Genomic DNA, 19,894 nt, shown 5'->3' with positions numbered 1-19,894 from the left:
AATCGGGAATCGGGAATCGGGAATCGGGAATCGGGAATCGGGAATCGGGAATCGGGAATCGGGAATCGGGAATCGGCTATATTTTGTCTTTCTGGGGACAGATTCTGTCAACGCGTTTTAGAACGTAATTTCTTTCGCTTGCCTTCCAACGTAGCGCTTCCGGTTATTGGAGCGCTGCATTCTGAACGCCCTCATAATCCAACTCCATGATCAAAAAAGCCGATGAATTCACATCGGCTTTTACATAACTTTCAGATCTTACTAAGCGAAGCTTTCCCGAAGGACGAAGTCCGTTCTTGCTTCTAGAAGCACAGCGTTCTCTCTTTTACGCTTTCTCAGCAAGGATGATTCTTAGAGTACGGCGCAAAGGCTCTGCTGCTCCCCACAGAAGCTGGTCACCTACAGTGAACGCGTTTAGGAAATCATCACCCATTGCCATCTTACGTAGACGACCAACAGGAATAGAAAGCGTGCCAGTTACTTTTGCCGGCGTTAGCTCTTGAGCGGTGATGTCACGATCATTTGGAATCACTTTCACCCAATCGTTGTGCGTCGCGATGATTTCTTCGATTTCATCCATTGGCACGTTTTGCTTAAGCTTGATAGTCAATGCTTGAGAGTGACAACGCATCGCACCGATACGGACACAAGTGCCATCGATTGGCACTGGCGCATCTTGGAAGCCAAGGATCTTGTTCGCTTCTACACCTGCTTTCCATTCTTCCTTGCTCTGACCGTTGTCGCGTTTAACGTCGATCCAAGGAATCAAAGAGCCCGCTAGCGGCACACCAAACTTATCGGTTGGGAATGAAGAGCTGCGCATTGTATCCGCAACTTTTTTATCGATATCCAGAATAGAACTTGCTGGGTTTGCCAATTCAGAGCTTACAGAGTCGTTGATTACGCCCATCTGAGAGATCAGCTCACGCATATTTTGTGCACCTGCGCCAGACGCAGCTTGGTACGTCATTGCACTTGTCCACTCAACTAAGCCTTTCTCGAACAGACCACCAAGGCCCATTAGCATCAAACTTACTGTACAGTTACCACCAACAAACGTATTGGTGCCACCGTGAATGCCTTGTTGAATTTGCGCTAGGTTTACCGGGTCTAGAGTGATGATAGAATCTTCTGCCATACGCAGTGTAGACGCTGCATCAATCCAGTAGCCTTTCCAGCCAGCCTGGCGTAGTGCTGGGTAAACTTTCTCTGTGTAACCACCACCTTGACACGTAATCACTGCATCAAGCTGTTTTAAGCTGTCAATATCGAACGCATCTTGAAGTAGACCAGCTTCTTTACCTAGGTTTGGAGCTGGGATACCTATTTGAGACGTGCTGTAGAAAACTGGCTCAATTAAGTCGAAATCTTTCTCTTCGACCATACGCTGCATCAGTACCGAACCGACCATGCCGCGCCAACCAACTAAACCTACTCTCATCGCATTAACTCTCCATGTATATTTTTGAAACTTTCTCCATAGTTCAATTTTCGACACAAAATCTCAAGCCCTAATTTGCAAATAAACGCAACTTTTTTAACGTTTGCCGCGATTTTTTATAATCCAAGTTATTTTCTTCTCTTTTCTTCTTGATTATTCGCCTGATCCTGCCTGGAAAAGTGCTAACTCCCCACAATAAGGTCTTACCACTCAATGAGAAAACAACATTTGCAGCACATATTTTTTACATTACAAAACATTTCCAACCATTAACATTAAAGTTTTTTAGTTATTAATTTCACAAGCAAACGTTTTTGCGGATGAAAGTCAAGATAAAGCACCAAATGTTCGAAATATAATTTTTGTTAATGTATGTTATGCCCGATTAAAACAGGGAGCGGCCTTCCTCTATTGCTCCATGAACGACAGAGGCACATATGAAGCAAGTTACAACACGTCTTCCTAGTCTGATACAGGTATTTATCTCGCTAGGTTTGTTTCTTCTTTTGGCATTTTCATTTACTGCCAAATTAGACCTTCCAATTCAGCTCGCGCTGTACATCGGTTGGTTCATTATTATGCTATTGGGCCTAAGATTAGGTCACCAATACAAAGACCTTGAAAAAGCAGCCTTAAATGGCATTTCTAATGGCCTTGGTGCCGTGCTTATTCTTCTTGCTGTTGGTGCCTTGGTCGGTACTTGGATCTCAGGCGGTATCGTACCGACTATCATCTATTACGGTTTGAAAGCGATTCACCCTTCTATCTTCTTGCTAGCAACCATGATCATCTGCTCGCTAACTGCGTTGGCAACAGGCACCTCTTGGGGTGCGGCTGGTACAGCAGGTATTGCGATGATGGGTATTGGTCAAGGTCTTGGTGTTCCAGCACCAATTACAGCAGGTGCAGTGCTATCGGGCTGTTACTTTGGTGACAAGATGTCTCCACTTTCAGATTCAGTGATCCTTGCTTCTTCTATGTCGAATGTAGAAGTGGTTGAGCACATCAAAGGTATGCTGCCTATCGCGCTGATCAGCTACATCATCACTGGCATTATGTTTACCGCATTTGGCTTCCACTTCGCTGGTAAAGTTGACATGAGCCAAGTGGATTCGGTTATTCAGGCAATGGAACAACAATTTTTCATTACGCCTTACTCCTTTGTCCCTGTGATCATCGTATTGGCTTTACTTGCGATGCGTATGCCTTCTTTCCCTGTGATTAGCTTTGGTTCTCTGCTAGGTATTATCTGGGCAGTTATGATCCAGGATGTAGACTTCCTGACAGCATTCAACACAGCTTGGGCACCATTTGCGATTTCTTCAGGCGTGGATTTCATTGACTCGATCCTAAACCGTGGTGGCATGTCGTCTATGCTAGGTTCTGTTGCGGTGATCGTGTTTGGCCTAGGTTTTGGCGGCCTACTAGATAAGGTTGGCGTACTAGAAACGATTGCAAAACTGTTCGAACGACGTGTTCAAAGCGCAGGTTCACTGGCAACCAGCACAATTGGTACGGCCTTCATGGGTAACGTATTCGGCTCTGCGATGTACGTATCACTGATTCTTACTCCTAAGATCTGTGCGAAGAACTACGACCGCCTTGGCTACAAACGCAAGAATCTATCTCGTAACGCAGAGTTCGGCGGCACATTAACATCTGGTATGGTGCCTTGGAGTGATAATGGTATCTATATGGCGAGCATCTTGGGTGTTGCAACATTGTCGTATGCGCCGTTCATGTGGCTGAGCTTCGTGTGTATCATCGTGACCATCTTTACATCTTATATGGGCTGGTTTGTTGATAAATGCGAACCAACAGCTCCAGCAACAGAAGAACAAACAGAAGCTGAACTCAAGCAACAAACAGCTTAAGGCTTCAGCTTTCCATAGATAGAAACCTTCCATAAATAAAAAGGACCGATGATTCGGTCCTTTTTTGTATCTGCTATTTCGTGTTGTGACTTCTAGATGATTACGCCGATTTAGTGTTGGCTCTTACCGCTGAGCGTTTACCCAATGCATAACCAAGAACGAGAGGAGCAAAGAAAATCACTAGGATAAACAGAATAAAGTAGATGATGGTGCTCTTTACTAGCTCAATCAACTTATCCATTGCTAGGTTCACCACTTCTTGCGAAACATGGTCTAGGTCCTGAGCAAACTTCTCGCGCTCGTTTGTGATGATTTGAGCAATCTCTTGGCGCTCTCTTGCTACCATTTGCTCTAAAGCCTGACGCTCTTCACTCAACTGAGACAAACGTTCTTCTGTTTTTTGGTCAATATCTTCCACTAGAGGTTGCAATTGAACGGCCATCTGCTCTGCCAAGTTACGCATGTACTCAGGGTTGTTATCGATAAAGTCTTTCAAAGACTCAGAAGTCACCTTCAAACTGTTTAGTGCTGCGTTTACTTGTTCAATGCTTGCTGAGCTGTTGAGCGCCAACAACTGAGCTTTCCACGTCATGATCTTTGGTGTTTGCTCAGAGACTAAGCTCAAACGGTCAGACACGTCACCGATGGCCTCTGGCATCGTACCTAGAGTCGTTACCGCCTCTTCTTCGCTAATTTGGTTAGCTTCTAACCAAGCACGATATGCAGGCGTACGAATCATGCTTAGATCCGCAAATGGATACTTCTCAACAAAGCCAGCGACAAACACTTTGGTGTTTTCGTATACGTCTTTCTTCAATAGCGATTTGGCTAACTTGTCAACTTCTTTAGCTAGGTGTACAGACACTTGTTTGGCTTCACCTGTCGTGAATAAGTCTTTGCCTGCTCCTTCACTGTAGAACTGGTTCATCTGGTGAGTGAACACCCACGTATCGATCAGCGCAGCCATTGGTGACACTTGGTAAGCCGAAGCTTGAAGCCCCTCTTCCGCATTGATTTTCCAAAGCAAGATATAAGATTGGTTTACTTTATCGCTTGGCTCGTAGTTTTCGTGCAGCACGTCGGCGGCTTGCTCAACTTGAGCAAAGAATTGCTGAGCATATTCACGCGTCATAATGCGCATATTCAGCTCTTGCTTGGTTAGCGGTACAGTTTGGCTGTCGATCTTCACCTCTAACAGAGAACACCCTGAAAGGCTCAAAACTAAACAAGCCACCATCAATGAGGACAGTCGGCGGATGGACATGAAATTACCTATGGTCAAAATATGTAGAACAGGAACAGTAACGAACTAAGGCATCAGGTTCGCGAGCGCAACGTGATACCTTAGTCTTTGGTATTTTAAGTCAGAGGAATATCAATCTGTTAGTACTTCTCGAATGTTTTCACTATTGAGAACTTTATCTGCAAAAAGTGTCGTTTCCTGCAATACCTGTTCTAGCAAATCAAGTTTGTCATCAGTGACCCGCTCTCCCTGCTTTATCAACGATTCAATATCACCAGAAATATAGTGCAGAGGCATGGCGCCTATACTGCCAGATACCCCTTTCAAACTATGAGCGATCCGCTGCGCCTGGTCTTTGTCTTTCCCTTCTGTGAGCAATACGCGAAGCTTTGTACCATCTTCTGTATGGTCTTGGATAAAAACCTCTAGCAGCATGCGTACCGAATCTTCGTCGTCAGATAAAGAATCCAACATTTTCTCGATATCAATATATGGCTCATTGACTGAAGGAGCATCATCCTCAGCGTTGACGCTCTCAACGGAAGGTTGCATCACGTTTTTCTCTTTCGGGCAAAGGAAATCAGCATGAGTTTCTTGCTCATTTTGCCCAACAAACGCAGGTTTCCTTTCTTCGGAGCCGGATTCAACAGGAGATGGATGAGGAGGCCCCCCTTTCTCCTGAACTGAGGTTAAGGCTGATTGCGAGGTGGGTACTTTTTTAGCAAACACTGCCCACGAATAAGCAGCGAGTAAGGAACCACTGACTAACGTTAAAAAAGTAATATAAAACGTCAACTTGCGTTCTAGAGAGCCAATGACAGAAGCCAATTGATTTGGCAGTTCAGGATTAAGCAGTTGATTCGACAAATGACTGCCTTGCGCATGAGCAGCAAGCACGCTGGAAGTTTGGTCTAATCGGCGTTGAAATGAAGCTTGCTCTTTTACATCGAGACCTTGGGACGCCGTGAACAACAAATCTAACTCTTGGTAGGTATCTGTACTGGTCGCAGCATCGCTAAACATCGCTTCCAATACCATGGCGCCCAACCGGTAATACATTGTACGCAGCTCATGCGAGTTACTGCCTGATTCACGACTGTTATGTAGCTGATCGGCCAACGCAACCAATTCACTGTCACTGCCAATAAAGGTTCTCGCACCTTCAAGAAAACGGTCGGTTAAGTAGAAGAGTTGCGTTAAGTCTGGAGCCCCCAACCGATGAGAGTGCTCACTTTCTAATTGTAAGCGCACAGCATACACAAGCTGAAGTTTGAGGGACACTTCATCGACATGTTGAGCACGATAAGGAAGCTCAAAGTTAAAAATATTACGAACTTCATCAATTTTACTGCTGAGTTCATCAACCGTAGAGATTGTGCGAATGGTCTGCTGCGCTTGTAACCAAATACCCACCGCGAATACGCACCACGCGGCAAATAAAAACCAAGCAGATCGTCTTATTCCCTCTTTGAATTGCAGCAACGCTTATCCCTCAACTCTTTGTTTTTAATCACAAGCATATACCATGAATTACACCATAACTGTGCGCACTTCACAGAAAAAAAGAGAGCATCACGCTCTCTTTCTTAAATTAGTTACGGCTTAACTGATCTTTTAGGTTTGGTGGCGTCCCTTTGATCGTCAGCGTGTCTGTCTCTGGATCGTAGAAAATACGCTCGCCAAGCAACAGGCTATCAAAGCTGATGTTCAAACCACCGCCGGCACCAACGTACTTCGTTAACTTGCGTACCGTTGAGCGGTCACCGGGGAAAGATTCTTCCAACTCGTATCCTTGCTCTTTGGTAAAGTCCATAAAGCTGGTGCCATCTTGGCTCGGAGGCAGCTCTCCAGACAGTTCAGAAATTTGTACTTCGTCGCCCGATTTGATTTGCTCGTTGCAGTAGTTGTAAACCTGCTTTTTGTACTCGTTCGCTTCTTGCTTCTCTAATTTTGAGTCTGCGCAGAAGTCTTCCACCGCCTGCATCAGTACTTGGTTTTGCTGTTTAGTGTCTAAACCAACATCCGCCTGCAGAAAATCTAGGAAGAAGTCTGCCACTTTACGACCCACACGACCTTTAATGTAAGAAAGGTAACGGTTTGAATCACGGTCAGTATCGTAGCTTGAAAGGTCGATACGTGCAGCGATGTCCATCTTAGTAATGTCTAGGTAATCCGTTGCATCAATATCTAAGCCCTCTGTGACTTTCAGGCTTTGATTCATTGGTAAGATACCTATAAACAGATAGTCCGTAGCTAAGCTTTGGTACTCAGCAAACACTAAGATACCTTCGTCAGCAAATGGGTACTTAATCAGCTCTTCTTTCAGGCGATTTGCACTAATTTGTGAGAAATCATAGAAATCTCTCTCTCCTTTGCGCATTTCTTGAAGCCAAAATTGAAATTCGCTGTCAGATTGGAAAGAGCCGAAACCTTTACCTGCTTTAGAGTGGAATACGCGATGCAGTTCCGCGACAAGGTTTTCAGTAGAGGTATCGTTTTCTAACGACGCCGGGCGAAGTTTAACAACCAGTTCGTCCTGATCGTTTTTGCACAATTGATGCAGAATAACGTTTGAAAGATGAAGGCTCATAGTGATTTTATCTTGCTACAAGGTTTAAGTTGTTGGGCATTGTAGGTTATCATAAGCCGCTTTTACTATCATTATTAGAGTCTTTATGCCGATTACATCTAAATATACTGACGAACAAGTAGAGAAAATTCTTGCTGAAGTGGGCGCTGTTCTTGAGAAACACGCTGCCTCTCCTGAGTTGACGCTAATGATTGCGGGAAATATCGCAACGAATGTCTTAAATCAACAAGTTGCTGCTTCACAACGCAAAGTTATTGCTGAAAAATTTGCTCAGGCATTAATCTCTTCTCTTGAAGTGCCAAAAGCACACTAATAACGGATAATAGAACAAGTACATGGTAGACAGCGGAAACTCATACGGCGAACGCGTATCCCGACTAGTTGGTTGGGGTCACTGGTTTGCATTCTTCAACATCGTCGCTTCGATGTTGATTGGTACACGCTATATCGTTCAATCCCCTTGGCCAGAGACCCTAATGGGGCAATTCTATCTGGCAGTGTCTTGGGTTGGTCATTTTGGCTTCCTTGTTTTCGCCCTGTACTTACTGGTTCTATTTCCGCTGACGTTTGTCCTGCCATCTCGGAAGTTATTCCGCTTGGTGGCAGTGATATTCGCAACGGTCGGCCAGACCGTCCTTCTGATTGATACTCAAGCGTATCAGTCAATTAATTTGCACCTGAACCCTGTGGTTTGGGAGCTGTTGTTTAGCGAAGATAAAAGCGCGATCAGTTCTGATCTTCAGCACCTTTTCGTGGTAATGCCGCTTATTTTCCTCGTTCAACTTGCTCTGTCTGAGTGGGTTTGGCGCAAACAACGTAAACTGTCTCACAAACACGTTGGTCGTCCATTGGCTGCCGTGTTCTTCTTAAGCTTTATGACCAGCCACTTGGTTTACATCTGGGCTGATGCTTACTTCTACAACCCAATTACTAGCCAGCGCTCTAATTTCCCACTGTCATACCCAATGACAGCGAAGAGCTTTATGGAAAAACATGGTCTTCTTGACCGTGAAGAGTACCTTAAGCGTTTGGCAGAAAACCAAGGTAACATCGACTTAGTCAGCTATCCGCTTGAGAAACTAGAATTCAACCGTCGTGGTAACAAGTTAAACGTGCTGATGATCAGCGTGAATAACCTGCGGGCAGACGCGCTAAACCAAGACGAAATGCCGAACTTGTACAAATTTGCACAAGATAATCAAAATTTCACTAATCATTACAGCTCAAGCAACGACACTTACGGTGCGTTTGGTTTGTTCTATGGCTTACCAAGCAGCTACGCGAGCAGCATCAAAGCGCAAGGCAGTGCACCAGTGCTATTAGATGTATTAAAAGATCAGGATTACAGCTTTGGTCTATTCAGCGGTAATGGTTTTGAAGACGATCTGTATTCAGAGGTCATCTTCCGTGGCTTGAATCTGGCTAATGATCTCGATGGCACACAAGCTCATACCGACAAGCAGTCTATCGCGGCTTGGAACTTATGGCTGACCGAACAATCGAAACAGCCTTGGTTTAGTTACATCGAAGTCACTACCGTCGATAACTTTGAATCAGAGCCAATGGCGGCGAATGAAGAAATGCCTGCTAGCGAACGATTCAAGAAAGCTTACGAGCAGTCGGTGAAGTCGGCAGATAAAACGGTTGCAGATATCATCGCCGATTTGGAAGCAAAAGAGTTGCTGGCAAACACTATTGTGGTCATTACCTCTAACCACGGCAGCGAGTTCAACGAAACCAATACCAACAGCTGGGGTGCAAACAGCAACTACAGCCGTTACCAACTGCAAGTACCTATGGTTATTCATTGGCCAGGTATGCTACCTGCAGAGTTTACACACAGTACTAGCCACCTAGACTTGTCTGTGACCCTTCTGCAAGACATGCTGGGCGTTTCTTCAAACCCATACGATTACAGCAGTGGCCGTAATTTATTTGATGAAAGCCGCCGTCGTTGGATCCTAGCGGGCGATACTCGTGAAATAGCGCTGATTACCGGTTCTCAAACCACAGTTATCGACAAATTCGGTAACTACAAGCTGTATGACAGCAATTACAAGCGCTTACGTGAAACATCACCTAAGCTTCCTGTACTAATGCAAGGTTTGACAGAACTTCAACGCTTCTATTCGAAAAGTAATTAATTGAACAAAAGCTCTCTACCAGGAGAGCTTTTTTGATTCTTTTCTCTGCAAACAACACAAAATCGAGCAGTAATCATCCAAACGATTCATTTTGGGGTTTACAAGATTTTCAAAGCCTTATATTATGCGCCTCAACAACGGAGAGATGGCTGAGTGGTTGAAAGCACCGGTCTTGAAAACCGGCATACGTTAATAGCGTATCTAGGGTTCAAATCCCTATCTCTCCGCCACATTCAGAAAGCTCGTTGAGAAATCAACGGGCTTTCGTCGTTTTAGCGCTTGGAAAATTACGGGACTTCTCAATCCCTAGTTAAGCGCAACCCCGAATCTCAGCCAAGTTTAGACCAAGCGTCACCGAACTCAGCCACTTCCAGAAAAACCTGTCTAATCCTCGAAGCACTTTTCAATACGCAAGAAAAAAGCCCACTAATATTTAGTGAGCTTTAATCGTTAGGTATTCGAATGGAAAGGTTAGTTTCCTTTTGCTGCTTTAATCCTTTTATCAAGGTCTGGGTGGGTACTCAACCATTCAGGCAACTCTTCATAACTTTGGTTACGGAACAGTTCAAACATCTCAGCCATCGGCTTTGTGTCGCCATAAATCTTGAGCATCGCCTCTCTTGCAAATGCATCGGCTTGTATTTCGGCATCTCTGGAGTAACCACTGGACAACACAAACACACTTGCGCCGGCAAGATTGTCCACGATGCCAGAGCTTTCACCAGTTAAAAGAGCGACACCAACAGAAAGGACACTCGAATACACCAACCTCTTTAGCATGTGGCGATGATGAATATGACCAAGCTCGTGAAGAATAATACTGTCCAGTTGTTGCTGGTTTTTAGACAGCGAAACTAATTCATCGAGCAACACAATCTTTCCACCGGGTAAGGCAAACGCATTCGCTCCTAGCTCAGAAGATCGAAAAACAATCTCTACTTGGTAAGGCAGAGCCTCTAACTGTGTTAAGTGCTGCTCTACCCTACTTCGAATGGCTTCTTGTTCGGCCTTACTCAGCTCGCTCGGTTCCCAACGGGAATCCAAACTTTCGAGTACCTTTTCACCAAGTACAACTGAGACACTGTCAGGAATCGCGTATGCGACTTTGTCGCTCACCCAAGGAAGCGCGTAATAATACCCCCCGAGCACAACGGCAATACATGCCATCACAGACACTACCCACGCAAGCCAGTTTGATTCTATTTTGTCAACGAAGCTCGATCTTTTATTTGCCTGTAGCCATCGAGACACTTCATCAGTCCGTTCGGTAACAAAAACCCAACCATTGGGCAGCTTAAATCTGACGGGTAAGTTACCAACTGGAGCAGTAACCTCTGCATGCTGCTGATCACAGCTGAAGATATTGTCAGCAACAATCAAGCTCAGCGAGTTGGTTTGAGCGACATTCAATATGGCTTGATGTCGCTCAGAGCTTTTTGGTGGAAACGCGGTCCCTTTAAACTGCATTAACCGATCCCAACTCCAAGATCGAAGGCTTGTGCCACTTCATCAGAAATCGCTGATTTCACTTTTGAATCTTGGTCTGCTGCTTTAAGTTGGCTCATGTCTCCAACGACAACCGTCTTATCAGCAACATAGCGAGAAGTACGAACCATTACCCATGGTCTCGCAATACTCAAGGTCACAACTTGTAATAAGAAGTTTGAGATAATCAGCCACATGTAGCCATCAACTGTATAGGTAGACTTAAACGTAAAGTTATTTTCTTCTTGTCCTTCTTTTTCTAGCTTCATTTGAGAGAACAAGTAGTTACGAGTTCTTGTTGCTGTGTATGCCGTCAAGCCGATGGTTAGGCCAATCATACCAAGGTACATGACAACCATCGTAATGACAGGGCTAGATTTATTCAGTGAAGCCAAGTCGCCCGCTGCAGCTTCCATGAGCCCTGAGCTCCCAACCATTACAATGACCGCCACAATCGCAATCGCGACAGCCGTGCTAAGACCAATTGCTGCGGCTTTCAGGTAGGTTTTTACAAAGAAACTGGTTTCAAGTTCACCACTAAACTGCCAATCACCATAACGGTAGCCATTAACAAAGTAGCGTTGAACGCCAACCACAACCCAACCATAAAGTGCGGCCATAACGACGACTGAACAAAGCCCTAAAATAACCGACGCAGCTTGCGAAACGCTCGCAACCGCTACACAGATAACAATGAAAACCATGACCGCCAGCGCTGCACCGAAGCCTCGGCCAAGTATGGTGATGTATGCATCTTTCAGTGACGAATTAAAAGAGAAGTGAACATTGCGGTAACTCGTCATTGCAGAATCAAATCTTGCGTTGCTCCATAACAACCAAGGAAGAGCAACATAAAACAGAAGTAATAGCACAAGTGCAAGTTGGGGAATAAATGAGTTTGCGATACCCCACACCAATATAATCGCCAGCGCGACTAAACGCCCCTTTAAGATTTGCATTGGCTCGGCATGATACTCAAAGTTATCACCGTCGATGTACGTGTTACCGTAGAAGTAGCGTTTTGTTCTTACTTTGGCCCAAGCAGAGTAAATTCCAAGTGTAACGATAGAAAGTAGAACATTGACAATCCAGATGCCAAAAAACTCTCCCCCTCGTCCTTTAAATGAGATGGTATTGGAAATGCGTTGATGGTTCATATACAGTCCGAATAGTTTATTTAATTTTATGAATTTAAAGGCATTATCCTATCTCATTCATAAATTGATAAACTTGACTGCCATAAGCAAACCAAACGTCATTTATCTATAAAACACATATTAACCATGCAGTATAATTCACCTGAAAAATAATTTAATAGCCAATTTCGCGTAAATGAAAGCAGTTAAAGTGATAAAAACCATCTATTCAGTGAATTTAATCAACAATAGTTCATTATAACTAAAAAACTCAAAACCTGAGGTGTCACCTTACCAATCAACAGGTTAGTGGCTGATTACATTTTCTGTCAGGTGAATTATAAAGTGTTTGTAACTACCGAAGAGTTATCAGACGGCCTATTATTCTCCTCGGCATATCGCAGAAGCATCTTACTGCATAAGCTAAATCCATCCATTTGTTGTTTTAGACAGCGTCAAAGGCTAGGAAAATAAAATTGGGAAAGGATTCCCAGCTCTAAATCCCATTCGAATATTCACAGCCATTACTGGCTAATATCGTCTTCATCGCGCTCCGACAGTACAGGTAACACTTGTTGATTTTGTTTTTCATGCAACGCTTCTATCAGCTTCCGATCAACCTCAGCAAAATATAGATCTTCGATTGCTTTTTCCCGTAGTCGTAACTTTTCCGTAAAGTCCATATGCAGCAACCTCACTTTTGACCTTGCCCACTTTAAGTATAGGTTCTGACCGTCACCCAATAAAAAAGGCGAGACTTCTGAGTCTCGCCTTTCCACTATTGCAGGGTTTTTATCGATGTTTATAAACCCGTTCTGCTGCATCGATAAGCTGCATATGAATAGGCACCAAATCCGCGTGCTCACTTCGGTAACCACCACCAACGACGGCCGCGACAGGAATGCTTCGGTCTTTCATCAACTGCATTAAGAAGCGGTCTCGCTCAAATATCCCTTCTGTTGACACGTTGAAATAGCCCAGTTCATCGTCGGTATGGATATCCACGCCGGCGTCATAGATGACCATATCGGGACGGTGTAAGTTGATCGCCATTTGGACGACTTCTTTAAACGTCATCAGGAAGGTTTCATCGTCAGTATCACGACGCAAAGGAACATCAAGATCGGAGTCTGGTTTCCTCGCAGGAAAGTTCTTATCACAATGAAACGATAACGTGATGATATCTGCCTCATCCTTACACAAGGTGGCAGTGCCGTCACCATGATGTACATCGCTGTCAATAATCATTACCTTGTCGACATGCTCATAGTCAAGCATGTGCTTCGCCGCGATAGCAAGATCATTGAAAAGACAAAAGCCGCTGCCAAAGTCTTTATGCGCATGGTGATAACCACCACTGAGATGAATGGCGATACCATGCTCTAGTGCTTTCTCTGCCGTTAACACTGTACCCGCTGTTGATGTCAGCGTTCGTGTTATCAAAGCTTCACTCCACGGAAAACCGATCCGACGCATTTTTGCTGCGGGCATTGCACCAGTCACTAATAGGTCTACATACTCTTCACTGTGAACACGTTTAATTTCATCCGTACTTAGAGGGGTTGGTTGGAAGAACTCAATTTTCCCTCCCCAACCTTCGCTCCCTAACTTTTCCACTACCGCTTGATGCAGGTGGTGATATTTCATGATTGGGTAGCGATGGCCTTCCGGCAGATCAAGTTGTGAGTAAATGGGATGATAAATCAGAGGTAGCATGAGACATTCTTTTCATAAATCGTTGTGAAATAGTACCAACTCCAAGCGTTGATTAAAAAGCAAATTAATTGATAATGATTTTCAATATCAATTAATTTGCTTTTGCTATGAATAAAACTCTATATACGATTCTTGGTGCTTTCTTTGGCTCTTTCTGTGCGATGTCCCTGTTTATGTCGATGATGTTCAGCGCGTGGTGGTTGGTTGATTTTATCGCTTTGAGCTAACACAATGGTCCTGTCTTAAATTAACCTCACTGAGTCAAATAGATAGGTACGAACATGAGTCAAACAGTCTTTATTACTGGTGCTAACCGTGGGATCGGCTTAAGTTTAACTGAACTTTATTTGCAACAAGGCGATCAAGTACATGCGACTAGCCGTAACCTTGCAGAAAGCAAAGAGCTTCAAGCATTAGCGTCGACCTATGCCACACTGACGTTACACGAATTAGATGTGACGAATTACACGCAAGTTGCCCAACTAGCAAAAGAACTTCCAGCCATCGATCTGCTGATCAACAATGCTGGTTACTACGGGCCTAAAGGCTATGGATTTGGTAATACTGATATTGAGGAATGGCGAAAGGTCTTCGAGATAAACACCATCGCACCACTAAAGTTGGTTGAGGCTTTTTATCCGCTTTTACAAGCAGGTAGCACGAAAAAGATTGCCTGTATCTCATCTAAAGTCGGCAGCATGACAGAAAACACCTCCGGCGGTGGTTATATCTATCGTTCTTCTAAAGCGGCGCTCAATTCTGTTGTGAAAAGCTTATCTAATGACTTAACAAATGAAGGTTTCTCCGTACTTGCGCTCCACCCAGGTTGGGTGCGCACTGCAATGGGAGGGCCAAACGCCCTTATCGAAACTCAAACCTCTGCGGCAGGGTTAGCAAAAGTGATTGCGCAAAGTACCCAAGAAAACTCCGGTCAGTTTATTAATTACGACGGAACTCAACTGCCTTGGTAGATTTTACAAATCAATAGCTTATGAGACATTAATGAGAAGCGTATTGTTTCATCACTATACCATGCCAGCCTTACTCCCATGACTTAGCTTGATTTTCACCACTTTCAAACCAGACTTAGTGAGGACATCCACCATTAAGGAGAGTAACTATGGCTGCAGATAAAGACCTGGTCAATTTCAGTGAAGATCATGAGCTCAATTACTGCTTAAGAAGTGCAGGGAAACGTCAGACTCAAGAGAACAGAGATGCGCTTGTCGACTTGGGAAGACAAGTAAAACAGAATTTAGGGAAGCGTGTCTTAACGCAAGACGACGTGCGTGGTGCAATCCAAAACAATGATGACTTGTTTGATTAGAGCTGTTTGAATGCAGATAGGTCATTACATTGAAATACAAGGCGGCATTCTTTGAGCTTATACACATTAGATTGCCGCTTTTGCTACATTCAGCTGTTATGAAGACTTCCGCTTACCTGAGCTTGATTTCGATGCGCCGCCCTTCGAATAGCTGCGTTTTTTACGTTTGAATGCCGGACGCTCGACTTTAGGCAAATGACGTAACGAATCAGGAATCGGGCCCGATTTCACTTCGCCCATTAATCCATCAATGCGCTGCTCTAACGCTTGCATGAAAGGCTGATACGCTTGATTTCGTTCTGCCATTCCTTGCAACTGGTGTTCCCAGTGCGCCGTCATATCAGGATAGGTTGCATCCATTGGTAGAGCATGAATCAAGCCTCGCCCCGCTGGTGAGCTCAAAATTGATTTACCCTGACGAGTCAGCAACTGACGTTTAAAAAGCGTATCCAAAATACCGGCTCGAGTCGCTTCTGTTCCTAAGCCATCGGTGTCGCGCAGGATCTTCTTCAGTTCTTTGTCTGCAACATAACGAGCGATACCCGTCATGGCCTGAAGCAGTGTTGCTTCTGTAAAGTGCTTTGGCGGTTCAGTCTTACGATCTTTGATTTCACCTTCTCGGCAGGTCAACACCGTGCCTTCTGCGAGCGGCGGGACAGCATCAATGCCATCGTCTTCTTTATCCGTTTTTCCCATTAACGCTTTCCAGCCTGGAGAAACCAGTTGGCGACCTTTGGCGATAAATGTACCACCAGCAATATCAAACACCAATTTAGCCTCGGCATATACCGCCGCTGGATAAAATTGCATCAAGTATTGACGAGCAATCAGTTGATAAACCTTCATCTCATTGCCAGATAACGCATTCACATTTGCCTGCTTCGGCGTTGGGATGATCGCATGGTGGGCATCGACTTTCTTGTCGTTCCACGCCTTGGACTTAATCGATAGATCTGCACCTTGCACTGCGCTTTGTAGTTCTTTGGCATTGTTAGCGATAGCCGATGTGACAGAGCCAGCTTGCGAGTAATGCTCCAATGGTAAGTAACGACAGTCCGAACGTGGGTACGTAATGAGCTTATGCTTTTCATACAGCGCCTGACAAGTGTCCAATACCTGCTGAGCACTCATGCCATAGCGTTTTGCCGCATCAATCTGCAGTGCGGATAACGAATACGGAAGCGGTGCTGATTGCTTGGTTTGCTTCTGTTCAGACTCGGTCACTTTGGCAGGTTGATTAGCTATGCGGTTTGCTACGTTCTCAACCAACTTTCTGCTCAATACCCGCCCTTCTTCGTCCTGCCAAGGCTTACAAGCTTCACTTGGTTTCCAACGAGCGCGAATATCAAATGCGCCATTTTGATCTTGATAAGGAATTAAAGCATGCAGAGTGAAGTAATCTTTCGGTACAAAGTTTTCGATTTCTTCATCACGGCGAACCACCAAGCCAAGTACCGGAGTTTGAACTCGCCCTACTGATAAGACACCTTGATAGCCCGCTTTTTGGCCCAACAGGGTATAGGCGCGAGACATGTTCATTCCATAGAGCCAATCAGCACGAGAACGCGCCAGAGCTGAAACAGAAAGAGGTATGAAGTCGCGATTACTGCGCATTGAGCTCAAGGCACGCTTTACTGCAGGTAAGTTCAAGTCAGAAATCAGTAGACGTTGTGTGGCTTCTTTTTTGGTTTTGGAAAGCTTGCAGTAATCCAACACCTCATCCACCAACAATTGCCCCTCTCGGTCGGGGTCTCCTGCGTGGATAACTTCTGTCGCATCTTTGAGGAGTTTACGTATTACCGTGAGCTGTTTGCTGGCGCTTTTTCGCGGTCTCAGCTGCCACTGCTGTGGGACAATCGGCAAGTCTGCCATATTCCATTTTTTGTAGCGTTCGTCGTAAGCATCTGGTTCGACTTGCTCCAACAAGTGGCCAATACACCAAGTCACCACATCGCCATTACCACAGCGGATAAAGCCTTGATCTTTCTTTTGAGGATTTGGCAGTGCAGCCGCAATCGCACGGCCTAAACTTGGTTTTTCAGCAATAAACAGACGAGACATAACGTTTTGGAAATCATAATAATTAGGGCCACATTATCTAATGTAGCCCTAACAAATCAAGAAAAACTGTACAGATAAACAGTAAATGAGTCACCAATCGGTCTTATTGGAACTCGACAAATTTGGATAAGTCTCGCTCTGGCACCTTCATCGGCGTACACCCAGGCGTACCGAGGTATAAGAAGCCTACAATTTGGTCTTCGCCTTTAAGACCAAAAGCTTGGTGTACTTCTGGGTGGAACATCCACTTACCTGAACGCCAAAAACCTTGGAAACCCTGTGCTACTGCGGCCATTTGCATCGCTTGAGCAGCACAACCAGCCGAAAGGTATTGCTCCAACGCAGGAACTTTCTCATGTTGCGTTACTTTGGCAATAACCGTAATCACCATTGGCGCGCGGAAAGGGGCGTTTTTCACTTTTTCGATCACGGCCTCTTCGCTGTTTTCTGCTTCAGCCGCTTTCACAAGAATGTCTGATAATTTCTTTAAACCGTCACCTTGTGCAATGACAAAGCGCCAAGGTGTCAAACCTGCATGATCCGGTGCACGTAGGCCCGCGCGAATAATGTTTTCAAGCGCTTTACCTTCTGGTGCAGGCTCAGACAACTTAGCAATAGAACGACGATTGAGCAAAAGATCGAGAGCTTCCATGAAAAGGTCCTTATTAAATTGAATTATTATTTTTTACGCAGCTCACTTTAGCATAATCCACATTGGCAAATAACACTCTGTTTTATAGGGACTTCAAAACAAAAAAGCTGCGCACTTGGCGCAGCTATAAAAAGTTAAGAACGAAAAAGACTAAGCGTTAAGGTTATGATTTATAGTTTCACGGCAAGCTTTACACCTTGGCGAATCGCTCGCACAGCATCAAGCTCACCCGCATGGTCTGCACCACCAATGATATGTAGTTTGTCGCCCAATTCATGCCATTTGTTTTCAAATGGGCGAACCGATTCTTGCCCTGCACAAATCACCACTTTGTCGGCTTCTAGCAGCTGCTCTTTACCATTCACATGGATGTGCAAACCCGCTTCATCAATCTTGTCGTATGACACTCCACCATATAGATGAACACCGCGCTTCTCTAGCGTGCGTTTATGAATCCAACCTGTAGTTTTGCCCGGCCCTTTACCGACACGACCTTTACGACGCTGAAGCACCCATACTTCTTTATCGCTAACAGCATCTGGATAAGGATACAGGCCACCCGGTTGAGACATTTCTTTGTCGATGCCCCATTCATGCAACCAATCGTCCAGCGTTTGACCGACAGGCTCAGTGATCATGGTAGCAACATCGACACCGATACCACCAGCACCGACGATTGCGACTTTCTCGCCCACAGGCGTTTTATCTCGAATCAGTGTTTGGTAATCGATCACTTTTTCAGGATTATCGATACCATCGATTTTCACTTTGCGTGGTTCAACACCCGATGCCATAACGACTTCATCGTATTCGGTCAACAAGTCGTAATTGGCTTCTGTCTCTAGGTGAAGGTTCACCCCTGTTTCTTCAATGCGGTTAGCAAAGTAACGAATGGTCTCACGGAACTCTTCTTTACCCGGGATCTGCATCGCTAAGCGGAACTGACCGCCAATGCGATCGTTCTTCTCAAACAGATCCACTTTGTGTCCGCGTTCTGCCAGCGTCGTCGCACAAGCCAAACCAGCAGGTCCGGCACCAACTACCGCAATGTTCTTCTTCTTGAATGCCTCTTCAACAACAATTTCCGTCTCGTAACACGCTAGCGGGTTAACTAGACAACTCGCTCTTTTACCTTTGAACACATTGTCCAAGCATGCTTGGTTACAACCAATACACGTGTTGATCAGTTGAGATTTCTCTTGCTCTGCCTTAGCGACAAAATATGGGTCTGCCAGAAACGGACGTGCCATCGACACCATATCTGCGTGACCTGAAGAAAGAATTCGCTCGGCTTCATCTGGAGTGTTGATACGGTTACAGGTGATAATTGGCACTGACACATGAGGTTTGACTTTCTCTGTGACCCACGTGAACGCACCACGAGGAACCTGAGTAGCAATAGTCGGAATTCGTGCTTCGTGCCAACCGATACCCGTGTTAATGATGGTCACGCCTGCTTCTTCTAGCGCTTTTGCTAACTCGATAACATCTTCAAATGTGCTGCCTTGCTCAACTAAATCAAGCATCGAAAGGCGGAAGATGATAATGAACTTCTCACCCACGGCCTTGCGTACGGCTTTGACGATTTCAACTGGGAAGCGCATGCGCTTCTTATAGCTACCGCCCCATTCGTCATAACGCATATTGGTGCGTTTACAAAGGAATTGGTTAATCAAGTAGCCTTCCGAACCCATCAGTTCGACACCATCGTACCCAGCCAATTGCGCAAGCTCAGCGCTGTTAGCAAAAGCGTCGATGGTTTTCTTGATTTGACGATCGCTCATTTCGCTCGGTGCGAACTTAGCAATCGGTGCTTTCATGCCCGACGCACTTTGCGCGAATGGGTGCATCGCGTAGCGTCCAGCATGAAGGATTTGTAGGGCAATTTTACCGCCGTGTTTATGTACTGCTTCTGTCACTACCTTGTGTGCTTTAGCATGTTTTGGCTTACTAAATTCTGCACTCAAAGGATGTAATCGACCACGTAGATTAGGGGAGAAACCGCCCGTCACGATAAGACCTACACCACCTTTTGCACGTTCTTCGTAAAACGCCGCAAGCTTCTGTAGACCTTCTTTATGCTCTTCTAGGCCTGTGTGCATTGATCCCATCAGGACACGGTTTCGTAGTTGTGTAAAACCTAAGTCCAGTGGCTTTAACAAGTTCGGGTACATGGCAGACATCACTAAACATCCATTTTTATTGTTGTGGTCTGACCACAGTAC

The 19,894-nt window shown here is 45.0% G+C and carries 16 protein-coding genes and 1 tRNA gene; 6 read left to right on the top strand and 11 right to left on the bottom strand.

What is annotated here, in order from left to right; genetic code table 11:
- Nucleotides 1-325: 325 nt before the first annotated feature.
- Nucleotides 326-1,441, bottom strand: a complete 1,116-nt coding sequence (gene asd / locus KIO97_RS18445; RefSeq protein ID WP_009707295.1) for an aspartate-semialdehyde dehydrogenase — start codon at nt 1,439-1,441, stop codon at nt 326-328.
- A 437-nt stretch (nt 1,442-1,878) separates the two neighbouring features.
- Between asd and nhaC the strand changes: the two genes are divergently transcribed.
- Nucleotides 1,879-3,315, top strand: coding sequence for a Na+/H+ antiporter NhaC (nhaC, locus tag KIO97_RS18440; RefSeq protein WP_005439709.1), 1,437 nt, complete (start codon nt 1,879-1,881; stop codon nt 3,313-3,315).
- 100 nt (nt 3,316-3,415) lie between these two features.
- Here the strand turns inward: nhaC and KIO97_RS18435 are convergent, their stop codons facing one another.
- The 3 genes from KIO97_RS18435 to yejK all read right to left on the bottom strand — a co-directional run bounded on the left by KIO97_RS18435 (nt 3,416) and on the right by yejK (nt 7,148).
- Nucleotides 3,416-4,579 carry a chemotaxis protein gene (locus KIO97_RS18435; RefSeq protein ID WP_285383614.1) on the bottom strand — a complete coding sequence of 388 codons (1,164 nt, stop codon included), beginning with the start codon at nt 4,577-4,579 and terminating at the stop codon, nt 3,416-3,418.
- 111 nt (nt 4,580-4,690) lie between these two features.
- Nucleotides 4,691-6,040 (bottom strand): Hpt domain-containing protein, encoded by a 1,350-nt coding sequence (locus tag KIO97_RS18430; protein ID WP_285383613.1) that lies wholly within the window; start codon nt 6,038-6,040, stop codon nt 4,691-4,693.
- Between the two features lie 109 nt (nt 6,041-6,149).
- Nucleotides 6,150-7,148 carry a nucleoid-associated protein YejK gene (gene yejK / locus KIO97_RS18425; RefSeq protein ID WP_005444652.1) on the bottom strand — a complete coding sequence of 333 codons (999 nt, stop codon included), beginning with the start codon at nt 7,146-7,148 and terminating at the stop codon, nt 6,150-6,152.
- Nucleotides 7,149-7,233: 85 nt separating this feature from the next.
- Between yejK and KIO97_RS18420 the strand changes: the two genes are divergently transcribed.
- The 3 genes from KIO97_RS18420 (at nt 7,234) to KIO97_RS18410 (ending at nt 9,522) form a co-directional block, all read left to right on the top strand.
- A complete protein-coding gene (locus tag KIO97_RS18420; protein WP_005432983.1) occupies nt 7,234-7,461 on the top strand; it encodes a YejL family protein in 228 nt (75 codons plus the stop codon).
- A 22-nt stretch (nt 7,462-7,483) separates the two neighbouring features.
- Nucleotides 7,484-9,292 (top strand): DUF3413 domain-containing protein, encoded by a 1,809-nt coding sequence (locus KIO97_RS18415; RefSeq protein ID WP_285383612.1) that lies wholly within the window; start codon nt 7,484-7,486, stop codon nt 9,290-9,292.
- 139 nt (nt 9,293-9,431) lie between these two features.
- Nucleotides 9,432-9,522: transfer RNA gene (locus tag KIO97_RS18410), tRNA-Ser, on the top strand.
- Nucleotides 9,523-9,763: 241 nt separating this feature from the next.
- On the opposite strand, the gene KIO97_RS18405 is transcribed toward KIO97_RS18410, so the two are convergent.
- The 4 genes from KIO97_RS18405 to KIO97_RS18390 all read right to left on the bottom strand — a co-directional run bounded on the left by KIO97_RS18405 (nt 9,764) and on the right by KIO97_RS18390 (nt 13,629).
- A complete protein-coding gene (locus KIO97_RS18405) occupies nt 9,764-10,759 on the bottom strand; it encodes a M48 family metallopeptidase (RefSeq protein ID WP_045400637.1) in 996 nt (331 codons plus the stop codon).
- Nucleotides 10,759-11,934, bottom strand: coding sequence for a YjgN family protein (locus KIO97_RS18400; protein ID WP_038891467.1), 1,176 nt, complete (start codon nt 11,932-11,934; stop codon nt 10,759-10,761). Before KIO97_RS18400 ends, KIO97_RS18405 begins: the two co-directional genes overlap by 1 nt.
- Nucleotides 11,935-12,437: 503 nt before the next feature.
- The gene (locus tag KIO97_RS18395) at nt 12,438-12,596 is read right to left on the bottom strand and encodes a hypothetical protein (protein ID WP_196333617.1); all 159 of its coding nucleotides are present in this window, start codon (nt 12,594-12,596) and stop codon (nt 12,438-12,440) included.
- A gap of 109 nt (nt 12,597-12,705) precedes the next feature.
- Complete coding sequence (locus KIO97_RS18390; RefSeq protein ID WP_285383611.1) at nt 12,706-13,629, bottom strand: histone deacetylase; 924 nt, start codon at nt 13,627-13,629, stop codon at nt 12,706-12,708.
- Between the two features lie 281 nt (nt 13,630-13,910).
- On the opposite strand from KIO97_RS18390, the gene KIO97_RS18385 reads away from it, so the two are divergent.
- Nucleotides 13,911-14,600: an SDR family oxidoreductase gene (locus KIO97_RS18385; RefSeq protein WP_050905405.1), complete on the top strand. Its 690-nt coding sequence runs from the start codon at nt 13,911-13,913 to the stop codon at nt 14,598-14,600.
- A 149-nt stretch (nt 14,601-14,749) separates the two neighbouring features.
- Complete coding sequence (locus KIO97_RS18380) at nt 14,750-14,956, top strand: hypothetical protein (RefSeq protein ID WP_005432950.1); 207 nt, start codon at nt 14,750-14,752, stop codon at nt 14,954-14,956.
- A gap of 96 nt (nt 14,957-15,052) precedes the next feature.
- Here KIO97_RS18380 and KIO97_RS18375 read toward each other — a convergent pair whose 3' ends face one another.
- From KIO97_RS18375 to KIO97_RS18365, 3 genes are all read right to left on the bottom strand, one after another.
- Complete coding sequence (locus tag KIO97_RS18375) at nt 15,053-17,017, bottom strand: DNA topoisomerase III (RefSeq protein WP_038891461.1); 1,965 nt, start codon at nt 17,015-17,017, stop codon at nt 15,053-15,055.
- Nucleotides 17,018-17,120: 103 nt separating this feature from the next.
- Nucleotides 17,121-17,669, bottom strand: a complete 549-nt coding sequence (locus KIO97_RS18370; RefSeq protein WP_005432980.1) for an NAD(P)H nitroreductase — start codon at nt 17,667-17,669, stop codon at nt 17,121-17,123.
- 170 nt (nt 17,670-17,839) lie between these two features.
- Nucleotides 17,840-19,852 (bottom strand): NADPH-dependent 2,4-dienoyl-CoA reductase, encoded by a 2,013-nt coding sequence (locus KIO97_RS18365; protein ID WP_285383610.1) that lies wholly within the window; start codon nt 19,850-19,852, stop codon nt 17,840-17,842.
- Nucleotides 19,853-19,894: the final 42 nt, after the last annotated feature.

The sequence above is a fragment of the Vibrio sp. B181a genome (genome assembly GCF_030248375.1).
GTDB lineage: Bacteria > Pseudomonadota > Gammaproteobacteria > Enterobacterales > Vibrionaceae > Vibrio > Vibrio campbellii.
Note: the sequence above shows the minus strand (reverse complement) of the source record. Positions and strands in the feature narration are given on the sequence as shown.

Bases quoted from the DNA above. Each gene is read 5' to 3' on its own strand.
- KIO97_RS18395 (WP_196333617.1), bottom strand. From the start codon at position 12,596: ATGGACTTTACGGAAAAGTTACGACTACGGGAAAAAGCAATCGAAGAT.
- asd (WP_009707295.1), bottom strand. From the start codon at position 1,441: ATGAGAGTAGGTTTAGTTGGTTGGCGCGGCATGGTCGGTTCGGTACTG.
- KIO97_RS18390 (WP_285383611.1), bottom strand. From the start codon at position 13,629: ATGCTACCTCTGATTTATCATCCCATTTACTCACAACTTGATCTGCCG.
- KIO97_RS18405 (WP_045400637.1), bottom strand. From the start codon at position 10,759: ATGCAGTTTAAAGGGACCGCGTTTCCACCAAAAAGCTCTGAGCGACAT.
- KIO97_RS18415 (WP_285383612.1), top strand. From the start codon at position 7,484: ATGGTAGACAGCGGAAACTCATACGGCGAACGCGTATCCCGACTAGTT.
- KIO97_RS18375 (WP_038891461.1), bottom strand. From the start codon at position 17,017: ATGTCTCGTCTGTTTATTGCTGAAAAACCAAGTTTAGGCCGTGCGATT.
- KIO97_RS18400 (WP_038891467.1), bottom strand. From the start codon at position 11,934: ATGAACCATCAACGCATTTCCAATACCATCTCATTTAAAGGACGAGGG.
- KIO97_RS18370 (WP_005432980.1), bottom strand. From the start codon at position 17,669: ATGGAAGCTCTCGATCTTTTGCTCAATCGTCGTTCTATTGCTAAGTTG.
- KIO97_RS18365 (WP_285383610.1), bottom strand. From the start codon at position 19,852: ATGTCTGCCATGTACCCGAACTTGTTAAAGCCACTGGACTTAGGTTTT.
- KIO97_RS18385 (WP_050905405.1), top strand. From the start codon at position 13,911: ATGAGTCAAACAGTCTTTATTACTGGTGCTAACCGTGGGATCGGCTTA.
- KIO97_RS18420 (WP_005432983.1), top strand. From the start codon at position 7,234: ATGCCGATTACATCTAAATATACTGACGAACAAGTAGAGAAAATTCTT.
- KIO97_RS18435 (WP_285383614.1), bottom strand. From the start codon at position 4,579: ATGTCCATCCGCCGACTGTCCTCATTGATGGTGGCTTGTTTAGTTTTG.
- yejK (WP_005444652.1), bottom strand. From the start codon at position 7,148: ATGAGCCTTCATCTTTCAAACGTTATTCTGCATCAATTGTGCAAAAAC.
- KIO97_RS18380 (WP_005432950.1), top strand. From the start codon at position 14,750: ATGGCTGCAGATAAAGACCTGGTCAATTTCAGTGAAGATCATGAGCTC.
- nhaC (WP_005439709.1), top strand. From the start codon at position 1,879: ATGAAGCAAGTTACAACACGTCTTCCTAGTCTGATACAGGTATTTATC.